Genomic DNA, 23,676 nt, shown 5'->3' with positions numbered 1-23,676 from the left:
TGGGTGGGTTTTGTCGTACCTCCATCTACCTGAAAACCCGCCCGAGTACGTTAAAGACGCCTTTCAGCATGACTTTTGGGAATGCATAGGCGTCTTTTTTTCGTTTGTGGAGCGGGCCAGCCGTCTGTTCTCATTGAGGTCACTTGACCTTTGACGAGTGCAGGCATTCGACATGGACTTTCCTCATATCAGCCAGGCCCTGGGTGTCGTGCATCCCGTTTGCATCGAGCGGGGGCGCAATGCCGAGGTGTGGGATGAGCGCGGCAATCGTTACATCGACTTCGTTGGCGGCATCGGCGTACTCAACCTGGGCCATTCGCATCCCGTCATCGTCGAGGCGGTAAAGGCGCAGGTCGATACGCTGATGCATTCGGCGTTCAATGCCGTGCCGCACCGCGGCTATCTGGAGGTTGCCGAAGCCTTGGCCACCTTCGTGCCCGTTTCCTATCCGCTTTCCTGCATGTTGACCAACAGCGGGGCCGAGGCCACCGAAAACGCACTGAAGGTGGCGCGCGCGGCGACCGGACGGCAGACGGTCATCGCCTTCGATGACGGCTTCCATGGGCGCACGCTGGCGGCGTTGAATCTCAACGGCAAGGTGAAGCCCTACAAGAACCGGCTGGGCGCCTTGCCGGGTCCGGTGTACCACGTGCCTTTCCCCAGTGGCGATAGCGGTGTCGATGCCGACCAGGCCATGGCCGCCCTGGAGCGCCTCTTCGAGGTCGCAACGCCTGCCGATGAGGTCGCATGCATCATTGTCGAACCGGTCCAGGGCGAGGGTGGCTTCCGGTTGCTGTGTCGTGACTTCGCCATGCGGCTGCGCGACGTGTGCGATCGTCACGGCATCGTGCTCATCTTCGACGAGATCCAGTCGGGTTTCGGGCGAACCGGGACCCGCTTCGCCTTCTCCCACCTGGGGGTCGAGCCCGATCTGCTGCTGATGGGCAAGAGCATGGCGGCGGGGCTGCCATTGGCCGCGGTAGCGGGCAGGGCGGAACTCATGGATGCCGTTCCCAAGGGCGGTTTGGGAGGCACCTACTCGGGTAATGCCATGGCCTGTGCTGCGGCGCGGACGGTGATGGCGCTGATGAGCGAGGAAGCCCTGACCACCTGGGGAGCGCGCCAGGAGGCGCTGATCGTCGAGGCTCATCGGCGCTGGCAGGCAAGCGGGCGCTTTCCGATGGTGGGGAAGCTCACCGGGATAGGAGCCATGCGCGGGATCGTCTTCGAGGATACGATCCGGGCCAGCGGCGGCGAGCATCTAGCCACGCTGCTGACGGCGGCGCGTGAGGCCGGTGTACTGCTGATGCCGAGCGGCCGTCGGCGTAACGTGTTGCGCCTGTTGGCGCCACTCACTGCTGAACCCGAAATCATGACGGAAGGGCTCGCATGCATCGAGCATGCCCTGGAGTCACTCATTCAACTCGATATCAAGGAGGCATGAAAGTGCCCGCGTCCCGTTTCCTCTGTTCCGATGACATTCGCGAACGTTTCGCCCGGGCCATGTCGGCCATGTACCAGGCCGAGGTGCCTCAGTACGGGACCCTGCTCGAATTGGTCGAGCGAGTGAATCGGGAAACACTCGAGGCCGACCCCGCCTTGGCCGCGCGATTGGCCGCTCACGGCGAGCTGGAACGCCTCGGTGCCGAGCGCCATGGTGCCATCCGCGTGGGTACGGCACGGGAGCTGGCCGTGCTGCGCCGCCTTTTCGCGGTCATGGGCATGCATCCGGTGGGCTATTACGATCTTTCCGCGGCCGGAGTGCCGGTACACGCCACGGCTTTCCGCCCGATCGACGATGCGGCACTGGCCCGTAACCCGTTCCGGATCTTCACTTCGCTGCTGCGCCTCGAGCTGATCGAGAGCCAGGCATTGCGTGAGCGCGCCGCCGCCATTCTGGCCCGGCGCGACATCTTCACCGACGGCTGTCGGGCGTCGATCGAACTGCACGAAGCGCAGGGCGGGCTCGACGAGGAGCAGGCCGAGCGCTTCATCGCCGAGGCCCTGGAGACCTTCCGCTGGCATCGCGATGCCACGGTGGATCTGGAGACTTACGAAGCATTGCACGCCGAGCATCGCCTGATCGCCGACGTGGTCTGCTTTCGCGGGCCGCATATCAACCACTTGACGCCGCGCACGCTGAACATCGACGAGACGCAGCGACGCATGCCCGATGCCGGCATGAATCCCAAGGCGGTTATCGAAGGGCCGCCCCGTCGCGCCTGCCCGATACTGCTGCGCCAGACCAGCTTCAAGGCCCTGGAGGAGGAGATTCGCTTTGCCGGCGAGCGGCAGGGCACACATACCGCCCGCTTCGGTGAGGTCGAGCAGCGCGGCATGGCGCTGACCGCCAGGGGGCGTGAGCTTTACGACAGCCTGCTGGGCGATGCACGGCGCCGCACCGCCGGCCTCGACAACGCGGCGCATCAGAGCGTACTCGAAGAGATCTTCGCCGACTTCCCCGATGACGAGAAGACCCTGCGGCGTGAGGGCCTGGCGTTCTGCCATTACCGCCTCACCGAAGCCGGTGAGGCCGCCGGGCGTGTGGAGAGCGGCAACCTGGAGGAGCTGATCGAGCGTGGCCTGGTCACGGCCTGGCCGCTGACCTATGAGGACTTCCTGCCGGTGAGTGCGGCCGGAATCTTCCAGTCGAATCTGGGCGGTGGGCACAGCGGCACCTATGCCGGTAGTGCCAATCGCGAAGCCTTCGAGCAGGCTCTCGGGGCACCGGTCGCCGACGAGCTGGCGCTGTATGCCGAGCGTGAGCGGGTTTCTCGCGAAACGGTATTGAAGGCACTGGTCGGTTGAATGGCCGCCGCTCCGAGGGAAGGAGCAAAAATGAATGAAAAAGCCGAACCAGGAGACCTGGTTCGGCTTCATCATGCTATTGCCTGGCGTCAGGAGGGGAAGGAGAACTGTGCCCCTTCACGGACCCCAGCCGACGGCCAGCGCTGGGTGATGGTCTTGCGCTTGGTGTAGAAGCGCACGGCATCCGGCCCATAGGCGGCCAGGTCGCCGAACAGCGAGCGCTTCCAGCCACCGAAGCTGTGGTAGGAGACCGGTACCGGCAGCGGTACGTTGATGCCGACCATGCCGACCTGAATGTTGTCGCTGAAGTAGCGGGCGGCCTCGCCGTCGCGGGTATAGATGCAGGTGCCGTTGCCGTACTCGTGATCGTCGATCAGCTTCATGGCTTCCTCCATGGAGCCTGCACGAACCACCAGCAGCACCGGGCCGAAGATCTCCTCCTGGTAGCAGGTCATCTCGGGGGTCACGCGGTCGATCAGGGTGCCGCCGACATAGAAGCCGTTTTCAAAGCCCGGCACCTGCACGCCGCGGCCATCGACCACGATCTCGGCACCCTGTGTCTCGGCGCTGTCGATGTAGCCGCAGACCTTCTCCTGATGAGCCTTGGTGATCACCGGGCCGAAATCGTTACCGGCGTCGGCGAAGGGGCCGACCTTGAGGCTCTGCATCTGCTCCTGCATCTTGGCGATCAGGGCGTCGGCAGCGGCGTCGCCCACGGCGACGGCTACGGACAGTGCCATGCAGCGTTCGCCCGATGAGCCGAAGGCGGCCCCGGTCAGTGAGTTGACGACGTTGTCCATGTCGGCATCGGGCATCACGATGGCGTGATTCTTGGCGCCGCCGAGGGCCTGGCAGCGCTTGCCGTTGGCGCTGGCGCGGCCGTAGATGTATTCGGCGATCGGCGTGGAGCCGACGAAGCTGACGGCCTGCACGCGCGGATCGTCGAGCAGGGCGTCGACGGCTTCCTTGTCGCCGTTGACGACGTTCAGCACGCCGGCGGGCAGGCCCGCCTCCAGCGCCAGCTCGGCGATGAACAGCGTCGAGCTCGGGTCGCGCTCGGACGGCTTCAGCACGAAGGTGTTACCGCAGGCGATGGCCATCGGGTACATCCACAGCGGGACCATGGCCGGGAAGTTGAAGGGCGTGATACCGGCGACCACGCCCAGCGGCTGGAACTCGCTCCAGGAGTCGATGCCCGGGCCGACGTTCTTGCTGTGCTCGCCCTTGAGCAGCTCCGGCACGCCGCAGGCATACTCCACGTTCTCGATGCCGCGCTGCAGTTCGCCTTGGGCGTCGTGGACGATCTTGCCGTGCTCCTGGCCGATCAGGCGGCAGATCTCGTCGGCATGCTCTTCCAGCAACTGCTTGAAGCGGAACATGACGCGCGCGCGCTTGGCCGGCGGCGTGTTGCGCCAGGCCGGGTAGGCGGCCTGGGCGGCGGCGATGGCTTCCTCGACGGTGGCCTTGCTGGCCAGGCTGACCTGGCCGGCGACCTCGCCGGTGGAGGGATTGAAGATGTCCTGGGTGCGCCCTTCGCTGTTGATGCGTGCGCCGTTGATCAGGTGGCCGAGCGTAGTCATTGCATTACCTCTAGATGAAACGAGTGTCTGTTGTATTCAGTCGAGTTCGCCGAGGGTCTCACCCAGTACATTCACGAGCCGGTCGATCTCGTCGCGCTCGACGATGAAGGGCAGGCCGAGCTGGATGGTATCGCCGCCGTAGCGCACGTAGAAGCCCTTCTCCCAGCACTTCATGGCGATCTCGAAGGGGCGCCGGGCCGGCTCGCCGGGGTAGCTCTCGATCTGCAAGGCGCCGGCGAGCCCGTAGTTGCGAATGTCGCTGATATAGCGAGTGCCCTTGAGGCCGTGCAGCGAGGCTTCGAACACTGGGCTCATCTCACGCACGCGATCGATCAGGCGGTCGTTCTCGAGCACGTCCAGGGCCGCCAGCGCCGCGGCACAGGCCACCGGGTGGCCCGAATAGGTGTAGCCGTGGGGTAGCTCGAGCATGTAGTCGGGGCCGCCCTGATCCATAAAGGTCTGGTAGATCTCGCCCTGCACGATTACCGCGCCCATCGGAACTGCGCCGTTGGTCAGCTGCTTGGCCACGTTCATGATGTCCGGCACCACGCCGAATTCTTCGGCGCCGGTCATGGAGCCCATGCGGCCGAAGCCGGTGATGACCTCATCGAAGATCAGCAGGATGTCGTGCGCATCGCAGATCTCTCGCAGCCGCTGCAGGTAGCCCTTGGGTGGCGGGATCACGCCGGCCGATCCGGCCAGGGGCTCGACGATCACCGCGGCGATGTTGGAAGCATCGTGCAGGGCGATCAGCTCCAGCAGCTCCTCGGCCTTCTCGGCGCCTTGCTCGGGCATGCCTTTGGTGAAGGCATTCTCGGCAAGCAGGGTGTGGGGCAGGTGGTCGGCATCGACGCCCTGGCCGAACAGTACGCGGTTGGCACCGATGCCACCCAGGCTGATTCCGCCGAAGTTGACGCCGTGATAGCCCTTGGCCCTGCCGATCAGTTTGGTCTTGGTCGGCTTGCCTTTCTTGCGCCAGTAGGCGCGGGCGATCTTCAGCGAGGTGTCGGCGCTCTCCGAGCCGGAGCCGGTGAAGAACACGTAGTCGAGCCCCTGCGGGGTCAGCCCGCGAATGCGGTGGGCCAGCTCGAAGGCCTTGGGATGGCCATACTGGAAGGCCGGGGCGTAATCCAACTGCTGCAGCTGCCGGGCCACGGCCTCGGTGATCTCGGGCCGGCCATGGCCGGCGCCGCAGGTCCACAGGCCGGAGAGGGCGTCGAAGACGCGGCGACCGTCGGCATCGGTGAAGTAGCTACCCTCGGCGCCCACGATGATCCGCGGGTCACGCTTGAATTGGCGGTTGCCGGTATAGGGCATCCAGTAGGCGTCCAACTGCTCCTGGCTCAGGCCAGCGCGCAGAGTCTCTCGAACTGTCATGGCAGCACCCTCTGTTGGCATTGCTGTTATTGATTCTATGCAAGCAGGCTAGTCCGGGTCGGTGCTAAGTTAAATCCAGATGTTTTTAATCTCATGCAAGTGATTGCTTAACTTTCTTCCACGGCGGCGATACTCTCGAAGCAGTACCTCATGAAGGAAGGGAAACGCTCATGTCACGCCGCAAGGAGGCCCTGTCGGCCCAGCCCAGCGATGCCGATCTGCGCCTGCTGAAGATCTACCGCAAGGTGGTCGAATGCGGCGGCTTTTCCGCCGCCGAAGTGGAGCTGAACATCAGTCGTGCTGCCATCAGCATGGCGATGAACGATCTCGAGACGCGGCTTGGCCTGCGGTTATGCCAGCGTGGGCGCAGTGGCTTCTCGCTGACCGACGAGGGGGCGGAAGTCTACGAAGCCACCATGCAACTGCTGGCCGCGGTGGAAGGATTTCGCACCCGCGTCAACGGCCTGCATGCCTGGCTCAAGGGCGAACTCAACATCGGCATCACCGACAATCTGGTGACCATGCCTCAGATGCACATCACCAATGCTCTCAGCGCGCTCAAGGAGCGCGGTCCGGACGTGCGTATCAACATTCGCATGATCCCGCCCAGCGACATAGAGCTGGCCGTACTGGACGGCCGCCTGCATACCGGGGTGATACCCGCGCTCAAGACTTTGCCGGGGCTCGATTATCTTTCGCTGTATGCGGAGACCTCGCAGCTCTACTGCGCCTCCGAGCATCCCCTGTTCGATAGCGAAGCAGTGACCGAGCGGCAACTGGCGAATTGCGACGCCGTGGTGCCCGCCTATGCCCAGACGGCGGAGGTCAAGGCGTTGCATGAGCCCCTCAGGGCCGCCGCCTCGGCGACGGACCGAGAGGGCATCGCCTTTCTCATCCTCTCCAATCGCTATATCGGCTACCTGCCCACCCATTACGCCGAGCGCTGGGTGGGCAGTGGCAGGATGCGCGCCCTGAACCCCGAGCGATGGCACTACCTCACCCACTACAGCGCCATTACCCGCAAGGGGGCCCCGCCCAACCTGGTGCTGGAAACCTATCTCGAGGAGCTGAGGTACCTGATACGCGAATGACTCCCTCGCATGCTCGATTGGCAAGGCCGCGCCTTTGGCGCGGCGGCACGTAATTCCCTGTTGCATAAAGAAGAGGCTCAGTGCCGACGCCGCTGAGCCTCTTATTCCGGGAGAGTAGGGCAGTACCGCGTCAGTCCATCTGTTGGGCGGCAAGTGCTGCGGCATCGTCGATCATTCTATCGACTTCGCCAGCCTCACGCTTCTCCAGTATGAACGCATTCAGCTCCTGCACATCTGCCTCGGGAGTCGACTGGTTCATACCGAAGGCCACGCCCTGTGCGGCGAGAGAAGGGTCGGGAGTCATGATCACCGACCACTCAGGGTTGGCATGGTGGAAGAGAAGGTTGGTGTCGTTGGCATCCGCCAGGACATCGGCGCGTCGGGACATGACCGCCAGTCGTGTCTCATCCATTCCGGGGAGGCGCATGATATTGGCGTTCTCCATGCTCTCGCTGACTGCCTTGTCCTGCACGGTGCCGGACATCACGGCAATCGTTATATCCGCTTTGTCGATGTCCTCCAGATTGGCTACGTCCCCGGAGAGCTTGGGGTTGTCCTTGTTGTAAAGGAAGGAAACCTCGTAGAAGGAGACCGGTTCGGAGAACGAGACAGCCCTGGCCCGCTCCGGTGTTTCGTTGAGAGCCATCGCCAGGTCCCAGCGGCCGCTCTGAACACCCGCGACGATGTTGTCCCAGTTAGTGTCAACGAAGTTCGCTTCGACACCTAGGTGATCCGCGAATTCACGGCACATCTCCACGAAGAAGCCGCTATAGGAGTTGGATCTCGGGTCCTTCATTACGTAGGGGGCCGCAATGGCCGCGCCACACCGGAGAGAGCCGGCTTCCTTGACCTGTTCCCACGTGGTTTCCGCCGCGATAGTCGAAGAGGCGTAGCTAAAACCCAAGACAGCGGTACAGCAGGCAGCGGTGACAAGACGCAGTTTGTTGAACTTTCTCATTTCATAAACCCTTGTTTTTAAAATGTATGAAATCCGTAGCAGGTTCACGGGTCATGCCGAGGAGTAGGTTTGTCGGTGTCATTGCTCGCCGACAGGTAGGTCTAATCATTGGTATGCAGACCTGCATACAACTGTAGGGTCGTGATTTCGGCAAGTCAACACGCACATGAAATTGTCCGCCTGGCCCCGTGCGGATGGGCTGTGGAGCCTTGAGACAGGTAGCTGTCCAAACGCATTTTCAATCGATCGAGGAGGCTCCAATTATTTTTTTGATGCCCGTCTTGACACGCTCATGAGACGCTGCCTAGAGTTGTATGCAGAATTGCACACAGAAAGTAGAAAATCACAACCCCAACAAGAACAAGGGAGGGCTCATGGTTCTCAACCCCCAGGCCGTGTGGCCAGAAACTCCAGCCATCAATGGGTAGCGCCGGCTACTTGCGCATCTCCTTGACACAATAGACAAAGCGGTTCGGAGACGAAGATGAATATGGCGAAGGCTATCGACAAACAAGAGGCAGAAATGACTGCCGCCAACCAGAGTGGCGATAAAGCCAGTCCGTTGATCGAGTTCAGGGGTGTGACCAAGCGATTTGGCGACACCTGCGTGATGGACGAGATGGATCTGCAGATGAAGGCCGGGGACCGGTTGGTCATCATCGGTCCGAGCGGCAGCGGAAAGAGCACTTTGTTGCGCGTGCTGATGGGGCTGGAGAAGATCGACCATGGAGAGATCCACTTCGATTCCAAGCCTTATATCACCGTGAACAGAAAAGGGCACACATGCACGGACATGGCCGTTCGTAGAAAGATTGGAATGGTCTTCCAGCACTACACGCTCTTCCCGCATCTTTCCGTAATGAGCAACTTGACGCTGTCGCCCATCAAGGTGCGTCACATGGCCAGGTCAGAGGCAGAGGACCGGGCCCGAGAGTACCTCGCCCGACTCGGGATGGAGGACAAGCTGTATAGCTATCCCGGTAAGCTGTCCGGTGGCCAGAAGCAGCGTGTCGCCATAGCCCGTGCACTGATGCTCGAGCCTCGGCTGATGCTATTCGATGAGGTAACGTCTGCGCTGGACCCGGAAATGGTGGCCGAGATAGAGAAGGTAATGCTGGACTTGGCGAAGCAGAAAATGGCCATGATGATCGTCACGCATGACATGTATTTTGCCAAGAAGATCGCTACTGAGTCGGTCTTCATCGCTGATGGAAAGGTCGTGGAAAAGTGCGATCCCGAGATCATGTTCAATGATCCGAAGCAGGAGCGAACCCGGGACTTCCTCGACAAGGTCTTGCATCTTAAGTGAGGTGACCAGCAATGAACTACGTATTTGATTTCAGCGTTCTGCTGGGGAACTTCGGGCCGCTTGTCGAAGGGCTGAAGACGACTTTCCTGCTGGCCTTGGGTGCCAACGCGCTCGGTCTGACGCTCGGCTTCCTTGTCTGCCTGCTTGCCATGGCACCGCTCTGGATTCTGCGGTTACCGGCGAAGATGTTCATCGAGTTCTTTCGCTGCACGCCCGTGCTCATACAGATAGTGTGGTTCTTCTATTGCGTGCCGATCATCTTCAACGTCTTCCTCGATCCCATCACCATGGGAGTGATGGCGCTCGGGCTCAACCTGATTGCCTTCAATGCCGAGGCATATCGTGCAGGTATACAGGCCGTACCCAAGGAGCATCATGATGCCTGTGTCGCCTTGGGGCTCGGGTCCTGGCACAAGACGATTTACGTGATATTTCCTCAGGCGCTGAGGAATGCGGTGCCGGTGCTGATGACCAACGGCATCACCATCCTGCAGCAGAGCGCGCTGGTTGCCATCGTGGCGGTTGCCGATCTGATGTACGCCGGAAAGATGCTGGCGACCGATACCTATCGACCGCTCGAGGTCTTTACGGCTGTCGCTGTTATCTACTTTCTTATGTCGCTGCCGATCTCTCAAGTCGTAACGTATCTTGAGCGTCGGCAGGATGCCTCGGTAGAGCGTTGAGGAGAACAACATGGGCTTCGATTTCTTGCGCGTCTTCAGCTATTGGGATGTCCTGCTGCATGGCCTCGGCATTACGTTGCTCTTCACGGTGAGTGCCGCCCTGATTGGCACCTTGCTGGGCTTTGTCATCAGCCTCATGAGAGTGTCGCCTTTCCGTGCGCTCAAGTGGCCGGCGCGGCTGTACGTGGAATTCTTTCGCGGTACGCCAATGCTGATTCAGCTGTTCTGGATCTATTTCTGCCTGCCGTTGGTCATCGGCCAGGATATTCACCCCTATGTGTCGGTACTGCTGGCCATGGTGCTGTTCATGGCGGCGATCACCAGTGAGACGTTTCGTGGCGCGCTCAAGTCCATTTCCGGAGAGCAGCATGATGCCTGTGTTGCCCTGGGCCTGAACTTTCGAGTCAAGGCCGTGAATGTCATCTTCCCGCAAGCGCTGCTGCGCTCTATACCGCCGCTGATGTCAAACAACGTTGCGCTTTTCAAGGAGAGTGCGCTGATCTCCTCGGTGGGTATCGCTGACCTGATGTTCGTCAGCTCCAACATATCTTCCAGCACGGCTCGCCCCGTCGAGTTCCTGACGGCGGCGGCCATCATCTATTTCATCGTTGCTTTCCCCATGACCCGTCTGGTCGACCTGGTCGAACAGCGGCTGCTGTTCCGCTTTACCTGAATCCGATTGATAACGCTTGAACCGGAGGTTTTATAATGAAGCTTGAAGGCATTCTCCCCGCACTCGTCACTCCTTTTGATGACAATGATCGTGTCAATCACCAGGTGCTGGCTGACTTGGTCGAGCACCAGTTGAAACTCGGTTCCAGCGGTTTCGTGCCGCTTGGCTCGACCGGCGAGTCCTATGCACTGACCAACGAAGAGCGTCGTGAAGTGCTGAAGACAGTGAGAGAGGTGGTCGGCAATCGTGGCTTGCTGATCGCCGGGGCCAACGCGCCCTCGACGCGAGAAGTCATCGAACAGGTCAAGCAGAACCGGGATGCGGGCTACGATGCCGTATTGATCGCTCCGCCTTTCTATTCGGTTCCCTCGGAAGAGGAGTTGCTTGGCCACTATCGCGCCATTCTCGAAGCCGTACCCGATGTCGAGGTCGTGCTGTACAACTATCCAATGCGGGTGGCCATCGAGCTGGGCTACGGTGTCCTGGATGGCCTGCAGGACGATCCGCGCGTGATTGCGATCAAGGAGAGCAGCGGTGAGCTGATGCGGGCCATCGACATCGGCACGAAGTACAAGGGCAAGATCGACCTTTGCTGCGGTTCGGATGATATCGCACTGGATTTCTTCGTCTGGGGCGCCACCAGTTGGATCAGTGCGCCGGCCAATATCATGCCGGAGAATATCATCAAGTTTTACGATGAGTTCAAGGCTGGCAACCTCGAAGGTGCCAAGAGCATCTCGGAGAAGATCTTCCCGGTGATGAATAGCCTCGAGACGAGCAAGTTCATTCAGAAGATCAAGTATGGCTGCGAGCTCAGCGGGTTCCCGGTGGGCAAGGCCAGAATGCCGCTTCAGCCTCTCAGCGAGGCCGAGAAGGCCGAGTTCAGAAAGGCCTACGAACTCGTTTGATCAAAGACTTGGCAGGAGCGTTCGCAACCGTGCGTTCCTGCCCCTACTCAAGGGGTATTCGATGAGCGTCGCTCCGTCCACTGTGGTGATTGGTGGTGGCATTGTGGGAGTGTGCTGTGCCCTGTATCTCCAGCGTGAAGGCCATAGCGTGATGTTGGTGGATCCTGAGGCACCTGGAGAAAGCACGGCCAAGTGGAGCTGTGGCCAGATGGCCGTCAGCGAAATCGTGCCCCTGTCCAAGCCGGGTATCCTCAAGCAGATACCGGGCTGGATGCTGGATCAGAAGGGGCCCCTGGCGCTGAGGCCGACTGCGATACCCTCATTGCTGCCCTGGATGATGCGGTTCCTGGCCAATGCGCGCCGCTCCCGCATCGACACTATCGCCGAGGAGCTCGCCACCCTGACGAGCAAGGTCTACCAGGATTACGCAAGCTTGTTCGAGAGGTGCGAGGACAAGGACCTGCTTGGGTCGCAGCCGACGCTGGAAGTCTTCGATACTCGTGCTGGCCTGGAGCATGAGCAGGCCTACATAGCGCTGCGGCGCGAGCTGGGCTTCAAGGTGGAGTCGCTGGGAGCGGACGAGATCGGTGAGCTCGAGCCGGCAATGGCGGGAAAGTTTTCCCACGGACTGCTGCTCTCCGACTGGCGCACGGTGCGAGACACGGAAGGCTTTATCGCCGCGTTGACGAAGAGCTTCGTCGACCAGGGCGGGACGAGGTTGCAGGAATCGGTCAAAAGCATCGAAGCGAGCCAGGGCAGGGCAACCGGCATTCGTCTCGAGAGCGGCCGCGCCATCGCACTGGACCAACTGGTGGTTGCCGCGGGCAACGGTAGCAAGCGCTTCTTCGAGGTGCTGGGGGTCAAGGTGCCGCTGATGGGCATCGGCGGGTACCAGGCCGTGGTACGCAATGCCGGCGTCGAGCTGAGGCACGCGACGGTCTATGCCGATGGCGGCTTCGGTTTCGTGCCCATGACCCGAGGGCTGCAGATCGGCGGCACCATCGAGTTCGCCGGCGACAATGCCGAGCCCAACTACGAGCGAGCCAGGATCATCCTGGAGAAGGCGAAGCGGATACTGCCGTCGCTCGATATCTCCGATGTCGAGTTCGGCGTCGGCTTCCGTCCGTTCCTGCCCGATACCAAGCCTGTCATCGACAAGTCTCCGAAGCTTACGAATGCCGCCATGGCATTCGGTCACGGTCAGCTCGGCCTGACGCTGGGTGCGACTACGGGGCGGCTGATCGCGGACCTGCTGCAGGGTAGAAAGAGCGCCGAGGACATTACGCCTTTCCGTGCTTCACGGTTCTAGCTCGAGAAAGAGCGTGAAGCAGGAACGTCAAGAAAGTGAGAGGACCAATGGATTCCTACGACAAGCTGTATATCAATGGGGAGTGGGTCAAGCCTTCGAAAGGCGATTCCTTCCCGGCCATCGACCCCAGCGACGAGTCGGTCGTCGCCAGGGTCGGGGCGGCCAGCGCCGAAGATATCGATGCAGCCGTCAAGGCGGCGCGCGAGGCCTTCGATCATGGCCCCTGGCCAAGACTGCGCGGAAGGGAGCGGGGAGGCTACCTGCGCCGCATCGCCGAGGGCATCCGGGCGCGTCTAGACCACCTGGCGGCACTGGAGGTAAGGGACAACGGCAAGCCTCTGCCGGAGGCCGTCTGGGACATCGAGGATACCGCCGGCTGCTTCGACTTCTATGCCGAACTTGCCGAGCGCAGCGATGCGGTGCCGGAGCGCAGCGTCGAGCTCTCCATGGAGGGCTTCGTCTCCAAGGCGGTCAAGGAGCCCGTCGGCGTGGTGGCCGCTATCACACCATGGAACTTCCCGATGCTGATGGCCTCGTGGAAGGTGGCGCCCGCCATCGCGGCAGGCTGCACCATCGTGCTCAAGCCCTCTGAGGTCACCTCCCTGACGGCGCTCGAACTCGCCGACATCTGTCACGAAGCCGGACTTCCACCCGGTGTGGTCAACATCGTGACCGGTATGGGCAAGGAGGCCGGTGCGCCCCTGGCCGAGCACCCGTTGGTGAACAAGGTCGCCTTCACCGGCAGCGTGCCGACCGGAAGCCGGCTCATGCAGGTCGCCGCCCAGGACATCAAGAATATCAGCCTCGAACTCGGCGGCAAGTCGCCGCTGATCATCTTCGACGATTGCGACCTGGAAGCGGCTGTCGAGTGGTTGATGTTCGGCATCTTCTGGAACAAGGGCGAAGTCTGTTCCGCCACCTCGCGGGTACTGATCCAGGAGAACCTCTATCCACGGCTGCTGGAGCGACTCGTCGAGGAGTCTCGCAAGCTCAGGATCGGCAATGGCATGGAAGAGGGCGTGCTGCTGGGCCCGTTGGTCAATGCCGCACAGTACGAAAAGGTGACCGGCGCCATCGAGGCGGGCAAGCGGGCGGGCGCCACGCTGGCCTATGGCGGCAGCCGCCCTGCCGGCTTCGACAGGGGCTATTTCCTCGAACCCGCCATCTTCGTCGACGTGCCGGTGGAGAGCGAACTCTGGCGTGAGGAGATCTTCGGTCCCGTGGTGGCCATTCGACGCTTCGTCACGGAAGAGGAAGCCGTCAGCCTGGCGAACGACTCGGAGTACGGGTTGGCCGGTGCGGTGATGTCGAAGGATCTCGAGCGCTGCGAGCGCGTCGCGCGCAATCTCGAGGCGGGCATCATCTGGATCAACTGCTCGCAGCCTACCTTCGTCGAGGCCCCTTGGGGCGGTTATAAGAAGAGCGGTATCGGTCGCGAGCTTGGCGAATGGGGTTACGAGAACTATTTCGAGACCAAGCAGATCACCAGCTACGTGAGCGACAAGCCTTGGGGCTGGTTCATCAAGTAACTTGTATCTTTCCGCGCCGCCGCGCGCGGATCATGAGCATCGCCGAGTCGAGGACATCATGCGCTGGCAGAAAACACTGCAGTTGGTGGACGTACACTGTGAAGGAGAGGTCGGCAAGGTCATCACGGGGGGCGTGCTGGACCTGCCCGGTGAGTCGATGCTCGACAAGATGAACTACATCAATGAGGTCGACGACTCCCTGCGGCGCTTCGTCACCCTGGAGCCGCGGGGTTGCCTGCAGATGTCGGTCAACCTGCTGCTTCCCTCGCGCCTGCCCGAGGCGGATGCCGGCATGATCGTGCTTCAGGCCGACAAGGCGCACCCCATGTCCGGCAGCAACTGTATCTGCGTGGTCACGGCCCTGCTGGAGCTGGGCATGGTCAGGATGGAGGAGCCGGTGACTCGGGTCGTCATCGATACGCCGGCGGGTCTCGTTGCGGCCGAGGCGTACTGCTCCGACGGGCGTTGCACCAGCGTCAAGTTGGATATAGTACCGGCCTTCGTCGATACCCTCGACCGGATCGTCGAGGTACCGGGCCTGGGCAGCATCAGGCTCGATATCGCCTTTGGCGGGGTCTTCTATGCGTTGGTCGACGTGGATCAGGTCGGGCTCGAGATCGAGCCGGAGAATGCGCACAGGCTTGCGGAACTCGGTGCCATGATCAGGAAGGTCGTGAATCGCGAGATCGTCGTACAGCACCCAGTGCTGGACTCGATACGCGGCGTGGCCTACGTCATGTTTCGCAATCGCCTGGAAGAGAAGGTTTACCAGACCTGCACCACGCTTCCGCCGGGGCGGGTGGATCGTTCACCGTGCGGGACAGGCAGTTCGGCCAACCTCGCGACCCTGCTGGCGAGAGGGCGCGTCAGCAAGGGCGACCGGCTCGTGTCCCGCTCCATCATCGGGAGCGAGTTCCAGATCGAGGCACGTGAGATTACTTCGATTGCCGGCAGGCAGGCGGTGTTGCCCAGCGTGACCGGGCGTGCCTGGATCTATGGCTTTCATCAGTTGGGTGTCGACCCGGCCGATCCCCTGGCAGAGGGCTTTACCCTGTCCGATACCTGGGGGAAAGAGTGATAACCTGATAATGAAATAAGAAATTACCGTTATGGAGAGAGACGTATATGGCTGGCGCAACGAAAAGACATGGCGGTCGCTACGTTTACGAGACGCTGCGGCGAAAGATTCTGACGCTCGAGCTCAAGCCGGGAAGTCCGCTGGATGAAGTCTCTCTGGCCGAGAGCTTTAACCTGTCACGCTCACCGGTTCGCGATGCCCTGGCCCGCTTGCACAGCGAAGGTCTGGTGACGGTTCTCAGCAACAGGAGCGTCATCGTGAAGCCGATCGACTTCGAGGGCCTGCCGCGCTACCTGGACGCGCTCGATCTCATCCAGCGGGCCGTGACTCGGCTGGCGGCAGGCTTCAGGAGCGATGCCCAGTTGGAAGAGATCTGCGCCAAGAACCAGGAATATATGGCTGCGGTCGATGCCTCCGACTTCTGCTTGATGTCGGAGAAGAACAAGGAGTTTCATCTGTGCATTTCCCGGGCGGCTGGAAATCCCTACCTGACGCAGTATTACGAAAACCTGCTCGATGAGGGGCAGCGGCTGATTCATCTGCAGCTGAATTTCATTGTCAGCGACCTTGCACGCACCATCGGCAACGATCACGAAGACATCATCACAGCCATTTCTGAGAAGGACATGAAAAAGGCTGAAATGGCTGCGCATGAACATACGGAGCTCTTCCGTAGGCGTTTCATCGATTACCTGAACAAGAGCCACACCAATGGATTGAGCCTTGACTGGCTGGATAATAGAGAGGAGTTGGAGGTATGAGTTCCAAGCGGCTAAAGATCCTCGTCATCGGTGGCAGTGGCACGATCGGCTCTGCTGTGAAGGAGAACCTGTTGCAGCGCCATGATGTCGTCACGGCTGGCACCAAGAGCGGCGACGTCCAACTGGATATCACCGACCCGGAATCAATCCGGCGTGCGTTCGAGCAGTTGAGCCCACTTGATGCCGTCATCACCACACTGGGCAAGGCCACCTTCGCTCCATTCGAAGAACTGGAGGCGGCTCCGCTGGAAAGTTCCCAACACCGGATCGGCATCGAGAACAAGCTGATGGGGCAGATCAACGTGGCGCAGTGCGCCCGGGACCATCTCGTGGATGGCGGCTCCATTACATTGACCAGCGGCATTCTCAACGAGCATCCAGTGCCCGGAAGTGTTTCGCCCAGCATGGTCAACGGTGCCCTCGACGCCTTCGTCAGGGCCGCAGCCATGGAGATGCCACGCGGCATGCGCATCAACATCGTCAGCCCCAGCGTGCTGCGCGAGTCCCTCGGCAAATACGGCCCGTTCTTTCGCGGCTTCAAGCCGGTAGCGGCCGAGGATGTCGCCCTTGCCTACAGCCGCAGCGTCGAGTCCCTCGTCAACGGCCAGGTCCTGAAGGTCTGGTGAAGACGAGTTAGCGGCGCGTTTTCACAACGATTCAATAATGCGAGGGGAACACAATGGGTTCCAGTCTCGATGGGATGAATGTGCTCGTTACCGGGGCATCGGGCGGTATCGGCAGTGCCATTGTCGAGGAGATCGCTCATCAGGGTGGCTTCCCCGTTATCCATTACGGGGCCAATCGGCGAGCTGCCGAGCAGTTGCTCGAGCGCATCGAGGGCAGGGGAGCAATGGTCCAGGCGGATCTCTTTTCACGTGAGGGCCCCAGGGAGCTGTGGGAGAGCTGCCTGCAGCAAGTCTCGAAGCTGTATGCCGTGGTTCACAATGCCGGCGTTCGCACGGAGGTCAGCATCGATTCCGACTGGGACGAATGGCATGCCGCCTGGAGCCGGGAGTTCCAGATCAACGTACAGGCGGCGGCCGACCTGAGCCGCCTTGCCATTGAGCATTTCTCTCGACACGGCGGCGGCAAGATCATCAGCATGGCTAGCCGGGCCGCTCAGCGTGGCTACAGCGCCGAGGCGCTGCCCTATGGGGTCACCAAGGCGGCGCTGGTCAACCTGACGAAATCCATCGCCCGTTCCTTCGGCAATAGGGGAATCGTTGCCACCTGTATCGCTCCGGGCTGGGTCAGGACCGAGATGGCTGAAAATTACATTACCAAGCACGGTTTCGAAGCCGCCGTCGCGGACATTCCCCTGGGTGACATCGCCACCCCCGCAGAGGTCGCTGAACTCGTAGCGTTCTGCCTGAACCCTTCCCAGCGTTCGATCAACGGCGCCACCCTGGACGTCAACGGTGGCAGCTATATCCGTTGAGAAAACAGGCTGTACTGCATATCGGATCACAAGGAGACACGTTGATGTCACGCTTTCAGGGCAAGGTCGCGGTGGTAACTGGAGGAGGTGGCGGGATCGGGAGTGCCATCTGTCGTCGTTTGGCTGCCGAGGGTGCTGTCGTCGTCGTGGCCGATCGCGACGAAAAGCTGGCTGCAGTCGTCAGGGAGGAGATCGAGGCGAGTGGGGGGCTTGCGGTGGAGATGGTTGCCGACGTTGCCGAAGAGGGCGACTGCACTCGTCTGATCGGCAGTGTCGTGGAACGTTACGGCCGGATAGATGTGCTGGTCAATAATGCCGGTCTCAATCGCCGTGGAGACATCACGGAAGTTTCGGTGGAGGACTGGCACACGAGCTTCGATGTGAATTTACACTTAATGTTCTACCTCTGCCGCGTGGCAGTTCCCTACATGTGCGATGCGGGGGGTGGGGCGATCGTCAACACTGCGTCTCAGTGGGGACTTCATCCCGCCCCTGGCCACATCGCCTACAACGTGACCAAGGCTGCCGTGGTGTCGTTCACGAAGAGCCTTGCCCGGGACGTGGCCTGCCACAACATTCGTGTCAACGCAGTGTGCCCGGGCGAGATCTGCACGCCCATGCTCGTTTCGGGCCTGGAGAAGACCGGCAGGACGGTTGAGGAGCTCGAGAGGCTCGTGCCCTTCGGCAGGATCGGCAAGCCGGAGGAGGTCGCCGCGCTCGTGGCCTTCCTGGGGTCCGATGAGGCACCCTTCCTGTGCGGCGGAGCTGTTGAGATTACCGGCGCACAAGCCGTTTCCTGATTGATGCGCTTGTATGCAGCGCATGCGACCAAGGCATTGCAGTTACCCCCTTCCACAAATATGAAACCCAGCAGGCCAAGCCTGCTGGGTTGATGGTATGGCCCCGGTCGACGCCGGGGCACTGACTCAGCTTGCCCGCGCTGGGGCGGTGCTTGTCGCAGCCTCGCCAGCGGCGGCGCCGAGGTCGGTTGCGACGGCCTCGCCCTGTTCCTGCCAGAGCTGGCGCTCTTCCTCGTTGGCCCGCGGTGAGAACAGGCCGGTCTGCGCATAGATCAGGCCGATTACCGGCGACAGCCAGCAGGCGAAGGCCAGCGGGATGTAGAGCAGGTTCTCGACGTTGCCGTCGGCGATACCGAGCGCGAGGGCGCTGATCACGAAGGCACCGCCGGCGTTCCAGGGAATCAGGGGTGAGATGAGCGTGCCGCCTTCCTCGATGGCGCGCGACAGGTTCAGGGTCGAATAGCCCATGCCGCGGTAGGTGGGGGCATACATGCGGCCGGGCAGGGCAATGGAGAGGTAGGGGTCGCCGGCGACCAGGTTGGTGGAAACCGAGGTCAGTACGGCCGAGGTCTGCAGCCCGGCGAAGCTACGCACCTTGGTCATGATGGCGCGGATGATCGCTTCCAGGCAGCCGGTTTTTTCCAGCGCACCGCCAAAGCCCAGCGCAATGAGCACCAGCGAGATGGTCCACATCATCGACTGGATGCCACCGCGGTTGAGCAGGCTGTCGATGGCCGCGACGCCGGTGTCGATCGAATAGCCGCTGTTGGCATAGGTCAATACGTCGTGTACGCCGACCCCCTGCACGACCATGGCGGTAACCGCACCGGCGAGGGCGCCGGCGAACAACGACGGGATGGGCGGCATGCGCTTGACCGCGAGCACGATGACCAGCACCGCCGGCAGCAGCAGCCAGGCCGAGATGGTGAAGTTCGCCTGCAGCGCCGCCGTGATGGCATCGATCCGGTCGAAGGAGGCGGAGTTATCGTCGATCAGGGTGAAGCCAGCGCCGAGGTAGATGGCGAAGGCGATCAGCATTGCCGGGATCGTCGTCGGCATCATGTTCTTGATGTGGGAGAAAACGTCCGTGCCGGTGACCGCCGGGGCCAGGTTCGTCGTATCCGACAGCGGCGAGACCTTGTCACCGAAGAAGGCGCCCGATACCACCGCGCCGGCGGTCCAGTACATCGGAATATCGAAGCCGGCGCCGATGCCCATCAGGGCCAGGCCGACCGTACCGACCGTACCCCATGAAGTGCCCAGCGCCAGCGATACGACCGAGCAGAGCAGCATGGCCGCTGCCAGGAAGATGGTCGGCGAGAGTATCGTCAGCCCGTAGTAGATCAGGGTCGGCACGGTGCCGCTGGCGATCCAAACGCCGATGATCATGCCGACGCAGATCAGCACCGAGACGGAGGGCAGCGACACGTGGATGACGTGGAAGACCCCCTCTTCGATCTGTTTCCAGCGGAAGCCGAGCTTGACCCCCACCAGCGCCGTAATCGCCAAACCGATGGCCAGGGGGATGTGAGGGGTGAAATCACCGAAATAGAACAGTTGCACCGCCAGTACCAGCAGTGTCAGGACGACGGGGGTCAGCGCCAGCATCAGGCCTGGCTGCTTATAAGCTTTTGGATCTTTTGGACTTGTCATGTCATTACCCTGGGGTTGATACGTGTTGCTTCTCATCTCGTTGTTTGATCGATGTCCAGCCTGGCGATCCCGTTATCTCAGGGATCGGTACGACTCGGTGGCTGGAATCGCCGGATATCCTCGTGATCGGGCAGTCGCTTCCTCCCCTATTTTCCAGATAATGCGCCCCTGCCATCGGCAGGTCTTACAGGCTCAGTATTGGTCAAAATGACTAGGAATAGGCTCTAAATAACGCTAGATTCATTTACTATTGTCCTTTGAAAACCTTATGAGTAGGCAATATGGCTACCAAGCTGGATCGCATCGATCGCCGTATCCTGTACCAATTGCAGGAGCATGGGCGTCTTTCCATCGTGGAACTGGCCAGTCGGGTCAACCTCACCAAGACTCCCTGTGCCCAGCGCGTGCGTCGGCTCGAGGAGGCCGGGATCATTCGCGGCTATCGAGCCGACCTGGACCCGGCGCAGCTCGGCGCAGGGCATGTGCTGGTGGTGCTCGTTACCATGGAGAAAACCAGCGAGGACGCCCTGGAACGCTTCAACGAGGCCGTGCGCCTCATTCCCGAAGTGCAGGGCTGCTACATGGTGGCGGGGAATTTCGACTACCTGCTCAAGGTGAGAACCCACGACATCACTCATTACCGTGCCGTACTCGTGCAGCAGATTGGCCGGTTGCCGAATGTTCATCAGACGCACTCCTTCGTGGTGATGGAACTCGTCAAGGATGAAGTCACGGTGCCGGTTCCCATCGATGCCTTTCCTTGAGCGATAGAAGGGCGATTGCCGGCCGGCTCGGTCTCTTTCCGGTGTCTCGCCAGAGGCAATGTCCCTCTTAGATCAGTACCCGCAGGCACTGCCCGGTGTGGTAGAGCGTAAAACCCCCTTCGTAGCCGGAGCTTCGCAGCGACCTGGCGCGTATCGGCCTGGGGGTGCGGAGCGGTAGGGGCAGGGCATCGTCATCCCCGGTGATCAGGTACTGGGCAAAGCCCTTGCCCACCACGGTGCCGGTGGTGATGCCGCGACCGTTGTACCCCGACACTCCCAATACGCCAGGGGCGAGTTCGAAAAGGCGCAGCGTATGGTCGGGCGTGAAACCGATTCGCCCGCTCCAGCTACATTCCCACTCGACGTTGCCCAACTGGGGGAAGTAGTGACGCTGGATGCGGTTGGCCCAGCAGCGCAGGAAGGCGGCGGGCTTGCCGTCTCCCTTGCCCAAGCTGCCGAGGATCAAGCGGCCCTCGGCGTCGCGGCGCATGCTGCTCAGTACCATCCGGGTATCCCAGGCGCCCTGACGCTCGGGCAGGATGTCGTCGGCCAGTTCCTCGGGGAGCGGCCGGGAGGCGACCTGGAAGAAATAGCCGGGAAAGAAGTGATGGCGGATTTCGTTCCAGCGATCCTCGGTGTAGGCGTTGGTCGCAAGTACCAGGCGTCGAGCCTTGACGCTGCCGTGGGTGCTGGTGACCCACCAATCTTCACCCGCTCGGCTGACCCCGGTGGCGGCGCTGTGCGTGTAGAGGTGTGCGCCGGCCGCCTTGGCGGCACGTGCCAGGCCGCGGGTATAGGCAGTAGGATTCAGCGTGCCGGCACGGTGGTCGAGGAGGGCGCGACGGATGCGCTGGGTACCCACGAGCCGCTGGCAGTCATCTGCATCTAGCAGTTCCACTGGGGCGCCGCGTCGCTGAAGCTGTTCCGCGCGGCGTGCCAATTCCTGGTCGCCCCTGCCGCTATGGGCCAGATGCAACGTGCCGGTGCGGGTCGCCTGGCATTCGATTCCATGTCGCTCGATCAGCGAGAAGACGACCGCTGGTGCGCCGCCGAGGATCGTGTTGGCACGCTCGCCCACCTCCTCGCCAAGAACCTCGAGGATGTCATCCGGCGGGATCCACAAGCCCGCGTTGACCAGCCCGACGTTGCGCCCCGAAGCGCCACTGGGCACGTCGCCCGCTTCGATCAGGGTCACGCTGACGCCGGCCTCGGCCAGGTGCAGGGCGGTGCTGAGTCCGGTGATGCCACCGCCTATCACCAGCACATCGGTGGTGTGGTTGCCCTGCAGTGTGCCCAGATCGAGAAGCGGCTCCGGTGAGGTATCGTGCCAGAGACAGCGTTCCTTCATGGTGCCTCCCGTGCTTGGAGCGGTTGGGAAGGCCTCGGCGAGCCGCTGCGCCGAGGCCGTGACGCAGCAGGGTCAATCGAACTTGATGCCCTGGGCGAGGGGGAGCTCCCGGGAGTAGTTCACGGTATTGGTCTGGCGACGCATGTAGCTCTTCCACACGTCGGAGCCCGATTCGCGGCCGCCGCCGGTTTCCTTCTCGCCACCGAAGGCGCCGCCGATCTCCGCCCCGCTGGGACCGATGTTGACGTTGGCGATGCCGCAATCGCTGCCCACCGCGGAAACGAAGGTTTCCGCCTCGCGCACGTCGGTGGTGAAGATGCAGGAGGAAAGCCCCTGGGGCACGTCGTTGTTCAGCGCGATGGCCTCACCGAGTTCTTCGTAGCCGATGACGTAGAGGATCGGCGCGAAGGTTTCGTGCCGCACCAGGTCATTCTGGCCGTCGACCTCGACGATGGCCGGTGCCACGTAGTAGCCCTCGGGATACTGTTCGGCGAGCTCGCGCTGGCCGCCGAATACCGTGGCACCCTGTTCGCGGGCCTGGGTCAGCATCTGCTGCATGGTATCGAAGGCCTGGTGGTCGATCAGCGGGCCGATCAGATTGCCCTTCAACGGGTCGCCAATGCTGATGCCGGCATAGGCCTGCTTGAGGCGGGCCACGACATCCTCCTTGATGGAGCGATGCACGATCAGGCGGCGCAGCGTGGTACAGCGCTGGCCGGCGGTACCCACCGCCGAGAAGAGGATAGCGCGCACGGCCATGTCGATATCGGCGCTGGGCGTCAGGATCATGGCGTTGTTGCCGCCGAGCTCGAGGATGCTGCGGCCGAAGCGAGAGGCGACGCGTGGACCTACCTCGCGACCCATGCGGGTACTGCCGGTGGCACTGATCAAGGGAACGCGGGGATCGTCGGCAAGCTGTTCGCCGGCGGCACGCTCGCCGGTGATCACCTGGCTGAGGTGCTGCGGCGCGTCGTCGCCGAACTCGGCCATGGCGCGCTCGAGCAGCGCCTGGCAGGCAAGGGCCGAGAGCGGCGTCTTTTCGGAGGGTTTCCACAGCAGGCTGTCGCCGCACACCAGCGCCAGCGCCGCATTCCAGGCCCAGGGTGCGACAGGGAAATTGAAGGCGGTGATCAGGCCCACCGGACCGAGCGGGTGCCAGCTCTCGCGCATGTGGTGCCCGGGGCGCTCGGAGGCGATAGTCAGGCCGTAAAGCTGGCGCGACTGACCCACGGCCAGGTCGCAGATATCAATCATTTCCTGCACTTCGCCGAGCCCTTCCTGGAGGATCTTGCCGCACTCCCAGGTCACCAGGGCGCCAAGGTCCTCCTTGTGACGGCGCAGCTGTTCGCCGAACAGGCGTACCAGTTCGCCGCGGCGCGGGGCAGGTACCTGACGCCAGGCCTCGAACGCCTGCTGGGCGTTGGAGATGGCCGTGTCGACTTCATCGGGGGTAGCGATGCGCACGCGACCGATTTCGCTGCCATCGATGGGAGTGGAGACCGCGATCTCTCCGTGCTGGTACTGTTCGGGCGCCACACCGAGACGTTGCATCAGGGATTCGATCATTCTTTCTCCTATCGTTATCGTCAATGAATGTCATGGCGCCAAG

General features: G+C 61.9%; 21 protein-coding genes. 15 read left to right on the top strand and 6 right to left on the bottom strand.

The annotated features are described in order from the left end of the window. Positions 1-172 precede the first annotated feature (172 nt). Together ACRWQA_RS11545 and hglS are read left to right on the top strand one after the other, a co-directional pair. Complete coding sequence (locus tag ACRWQA_RS11545; protein WP_434228548.1) at positions 173-1,444, top strand: 2-aminoadipate transaminase; 1,272 nt, start codon at positions 173-175, stop codon at positions 1,442-1,444. A 2-nt stretch (positions 1,445-1,446) separates the two neighbouring features. Beyond that, on the top strand, positions 1,447-2,808 hold the full coding sequence (gene hglS / locus ACRWQA_RS11540) for a 2-oxoadipate dioxygenase/decarboxylase HglS (protein WP_434228546.1): 1,362 nt from the start codon (positions 1,447-1,449) through the stop codon (positions 2,806-2,808). Positions 2,809-2,897: 89 nt separating this feature from the next. Here the strand turns inward: hglS and ACRWQA_RS11535 are convergent, their stop codons facing one another. Beyond that, positions 2,898-4,388, bottom strand: coding sequence for a CoA-acylating methylmalonate-semialdehyde dehydrogenase (locus tag ACRWQA_RS11535; RefSeq protein WP_263583740.1), 1,491 nt, complete (start codon positions 4,386-4,388; stop codon positions 2,898-2,900). A gap of 36 nt (positions 4,389-4,424) precedes the next feature. Next, a complete protein-coding gene (aptA, locus tag ACRWQA_RS11530; protein WP_434228544.1) occupies positions 4,425-5,765 on the bottom strand; it encodes an omega-aminotransferase AptA in 1,341 nt (446 codons plus the stop codon). Positions 5,766-5,935: 170 nt separating this feature from the next. On the opposite strand from aptA, the gene ACRWQA_RS11525 reads away from it, so the two are divergent. After that, the gene (locus ACRWQA_RS11525) at positions 5,936-6,856 is read left to right on the top strand and encodes a LysR family transcriptional regulator (RefSeq protein WP_434228542.1); all 921 of its coding nucleotides are present in this window, start codon (positions 5,936-5,938) and stop codon (positions 6,854-6,856) included. 130 nt (positions 6,857-6,986) lie between these two features. Here the strand turns inward: ACRWQA_RS11525 and ACRWQA_RS11520 are convergent, their stop codons facing one another. After that, positions 6,987-7,814 (bottom strand): substrate-binding periplasmic protein, encoded by an 828-nt coding sequence (locus ACRWQA_RS11520; RefSeq protein ID WP_434228541.1) that lies wholly within the window; start codon positions 7,812-7,814, stop codon positions 6,987-6,989. Positions 7,815-8,298: 484 nt separating this feature from the next. Between ACRWQA_RS11520 and ACRWQA_RS11515 the strand changes: the two genes are divergently transcribed. From ACRWQA_RS11515 to ACRWQA_RS11465, 11 genes are all read left to right on the top strand, one after another. Beyond that, a complete protein-coding gene (locus ACRWQA_RS11515) occupies positions 8,299-9,123 on the top strand; it encodes an amino acid ABC transporter ATP-binding protein (RefSeq protein WP_434228539.1) in 825 nt (274 codons plus the stop codon). 11 nt (positions 9,124-9,134) lie between these two features. Continuing rightward, positions 9,135-9,806 carry an amino acid ABC transporter permease gene (locus ACRWQA_RS11510; RefSeq protein WP_434228538.1) on the top strand — a complete coding sequence of 224 codons (672 nt, stop codon included), beginning with the start codon at positions 9,135-9,137 and terminating at the stop codon, positions 9,804-9,806. A gap of 10 nt (positions 9,807-9,816) precedes the next feature. Beyond that, positions 9,817-10,479, top strand: a complete 663-nt coding sequence (locus tag ACRWQA_RS11505; protein ID WP_434228536.1) for an amino acid ABC transporter permease — start codon at positions 9,817-9,819, stop codon at positions 10,477-10,479. A 35-nt stretch (positions 10,480-10,514) separates the two neighbouring features. After that, positions 10,515-11,387 (top strand): 4-hydroxy-tetrahydrodipicolinate synthase, encoded by an 873-nt coding sequence (gene dapA / locus ACRWQA_RS11500; RefSeq protein ID WP_434228535.1) that lies wholly within the window; start codon positions 10,515-10,517, stop codon positions 11,385-11,387. 61 nt (positions 11,388-11,448) lie between these two features. Further along, on the top strand, positions 11,449-12,696 hold the full coding sequence (locus ACRWQA_RS11495) for an NAD(P)/FAD-dependent oxidoreductase (RefSeq protein WP_434228533.1): 1,248 nt from the start codon (positions 11,449-11,451) through the stop codon (positions 12,694-12,696). Positions 12,697-12,743: 47 nt separating this feature from the next. Then, positions 12,744-14,225, top strand: a complete 1,482-nt coding sequence (locus tag ACRWQA_RS11490; RefSeq protein WP_434228532.1) for an aldehyde dehydrogenase family protein — start codon at positions 12,744-12,746, stop codon at positions 14,223-14,225. 58 nt (positions 14,226-14,283) lie between these two features. Next, entirely contained in the window at positions 14,284-15,303 is a 1,020-nt protein-coding gene (locus ACRWQA_RS11485; protein WP_434228530.1) for a proline racemase family protein, read from the top strand. Positions 15,304-15,350: 47 nt separating this feature from the next. Continuing rightward, positions 15,351-16,064 (top strand): GntR family transcriptional regulator, encoded by a 714-nt coding sequence (locus ACRWQA_RS11480; protein WP_434228528.1) that lies wholly within the window; start codon positions 15,351-15,353, stop codon positions 16,062-16,064. Further along, entirely contained in the window at positions 16,061-16,690 is a 630-nt protein-coding gene (locus ACRWQA_RS11475; RefSeq protein WP_434228527.1) for a short chain dehydrogenase, read from the top strand. Before ACRWQA_RS11480 ends, ACRWQA_RS11475 begins: the two co-directional genes overlap by 4 nt. Before the next feature lie 53 nt (positions 16,691-16,743). Then, entirely contained in the window at positions 16,744-17,502 is a 759-nt protein-coding gene (locus tag ACRWQA_RS11470) for an SDR family NAD(P)-dependent oxidoreductase (RefSeq protein ID WP_434228525.1), read from the top strand. Between the two features lie 44 nt (positions 17,503-17,546). Then, positions 17,547-18,302, top strand: a complete 756-nt coding sequence (locus ACRWQA_RS11465; RefSeq protein WP_434228523.1) for an SDR family NAD(P)-dependent oxidoreductase — start codon at positions 17,547-17,549, stop codon at positions 18,300-18,302. A gap of 126 nt (positions 18,303-18,428) precedes the next feature. On the opposite strand, the gene nhaC is transcribed toward ACRWQA_RS11465, so the two are convergent. Further along, positions 18,429-19,910: a Na+/H+ antiporter NhaC gene (nhaC, locus tag ACRWQA_RS11460; protein WP_434228521.1), complete on the bottom strand. Its 1,482-nt coding sequence runs from the start codon at positions 19,908-19,910 to the stop codon at positions 18,429-18,431. A gap of 326 nt (positions 19,911-20,236) precedes the next feature. Between nhaC and ACRWQA_RS11455 the strand changes: the two genes are divergently transcribed. Next, on the top strand, positions 20,237-20,719 hold the full coding sequence (locus tag ACRWQA_RS11455; RefSeq protein WP_434228519.1) for an Lrp/AsnC family transcriptional regulator: 483 nt from the start codon (positions 20,237-20,239) through the stop codon (positions 20,717-20,719). A gap of 67 nt (positions 20,720-20,786) precedes the next feature. On the opposite strand, the gene amaA is transcribed toward ACRWQA_RS11455, so the two are convergent. Both amaA and amaB read right to left on the bottom strand, forming a co-directional pair. After that, positions 20,787-22,067 carry an L-pipecolate oxidase gene (gene amaA / locus ACRWQA_RS11450; protein WP_434228517.1) on the bottom strand — a complete coding sequence of 427 codons (1,281 nt, stop codon included), beginning with the start codon at positions 22,065-22,067 and terminating at the stop codon, positions 20,787-20,789. Between the two features lie 72 nt (positions 22,068-22,139). Beyond that, positions 22,140-23,633 (bottom strand): L-piperidine-6-carboxylate dehydrogenase, encoded by a 1,494-nt coding sequence (gene amaB / locus ACRWQA_RS11445; protein WP_434228516.1) that lies wholly within the window; start codon positions 23,631-23,633, stop codon positions 22,140-22,142. Positions 23,634-23,676: the final 43 nt, after the last annotated feature.

It is taken from the genome of Billgrantia sp. C5P2 (genome assembly GCF_051062895.2).
The sequence above is the reverse complement of the archived record's forward strand: the minus strand, read 5'-3'. Positions and strand labels throughout refer to the sequence as shown.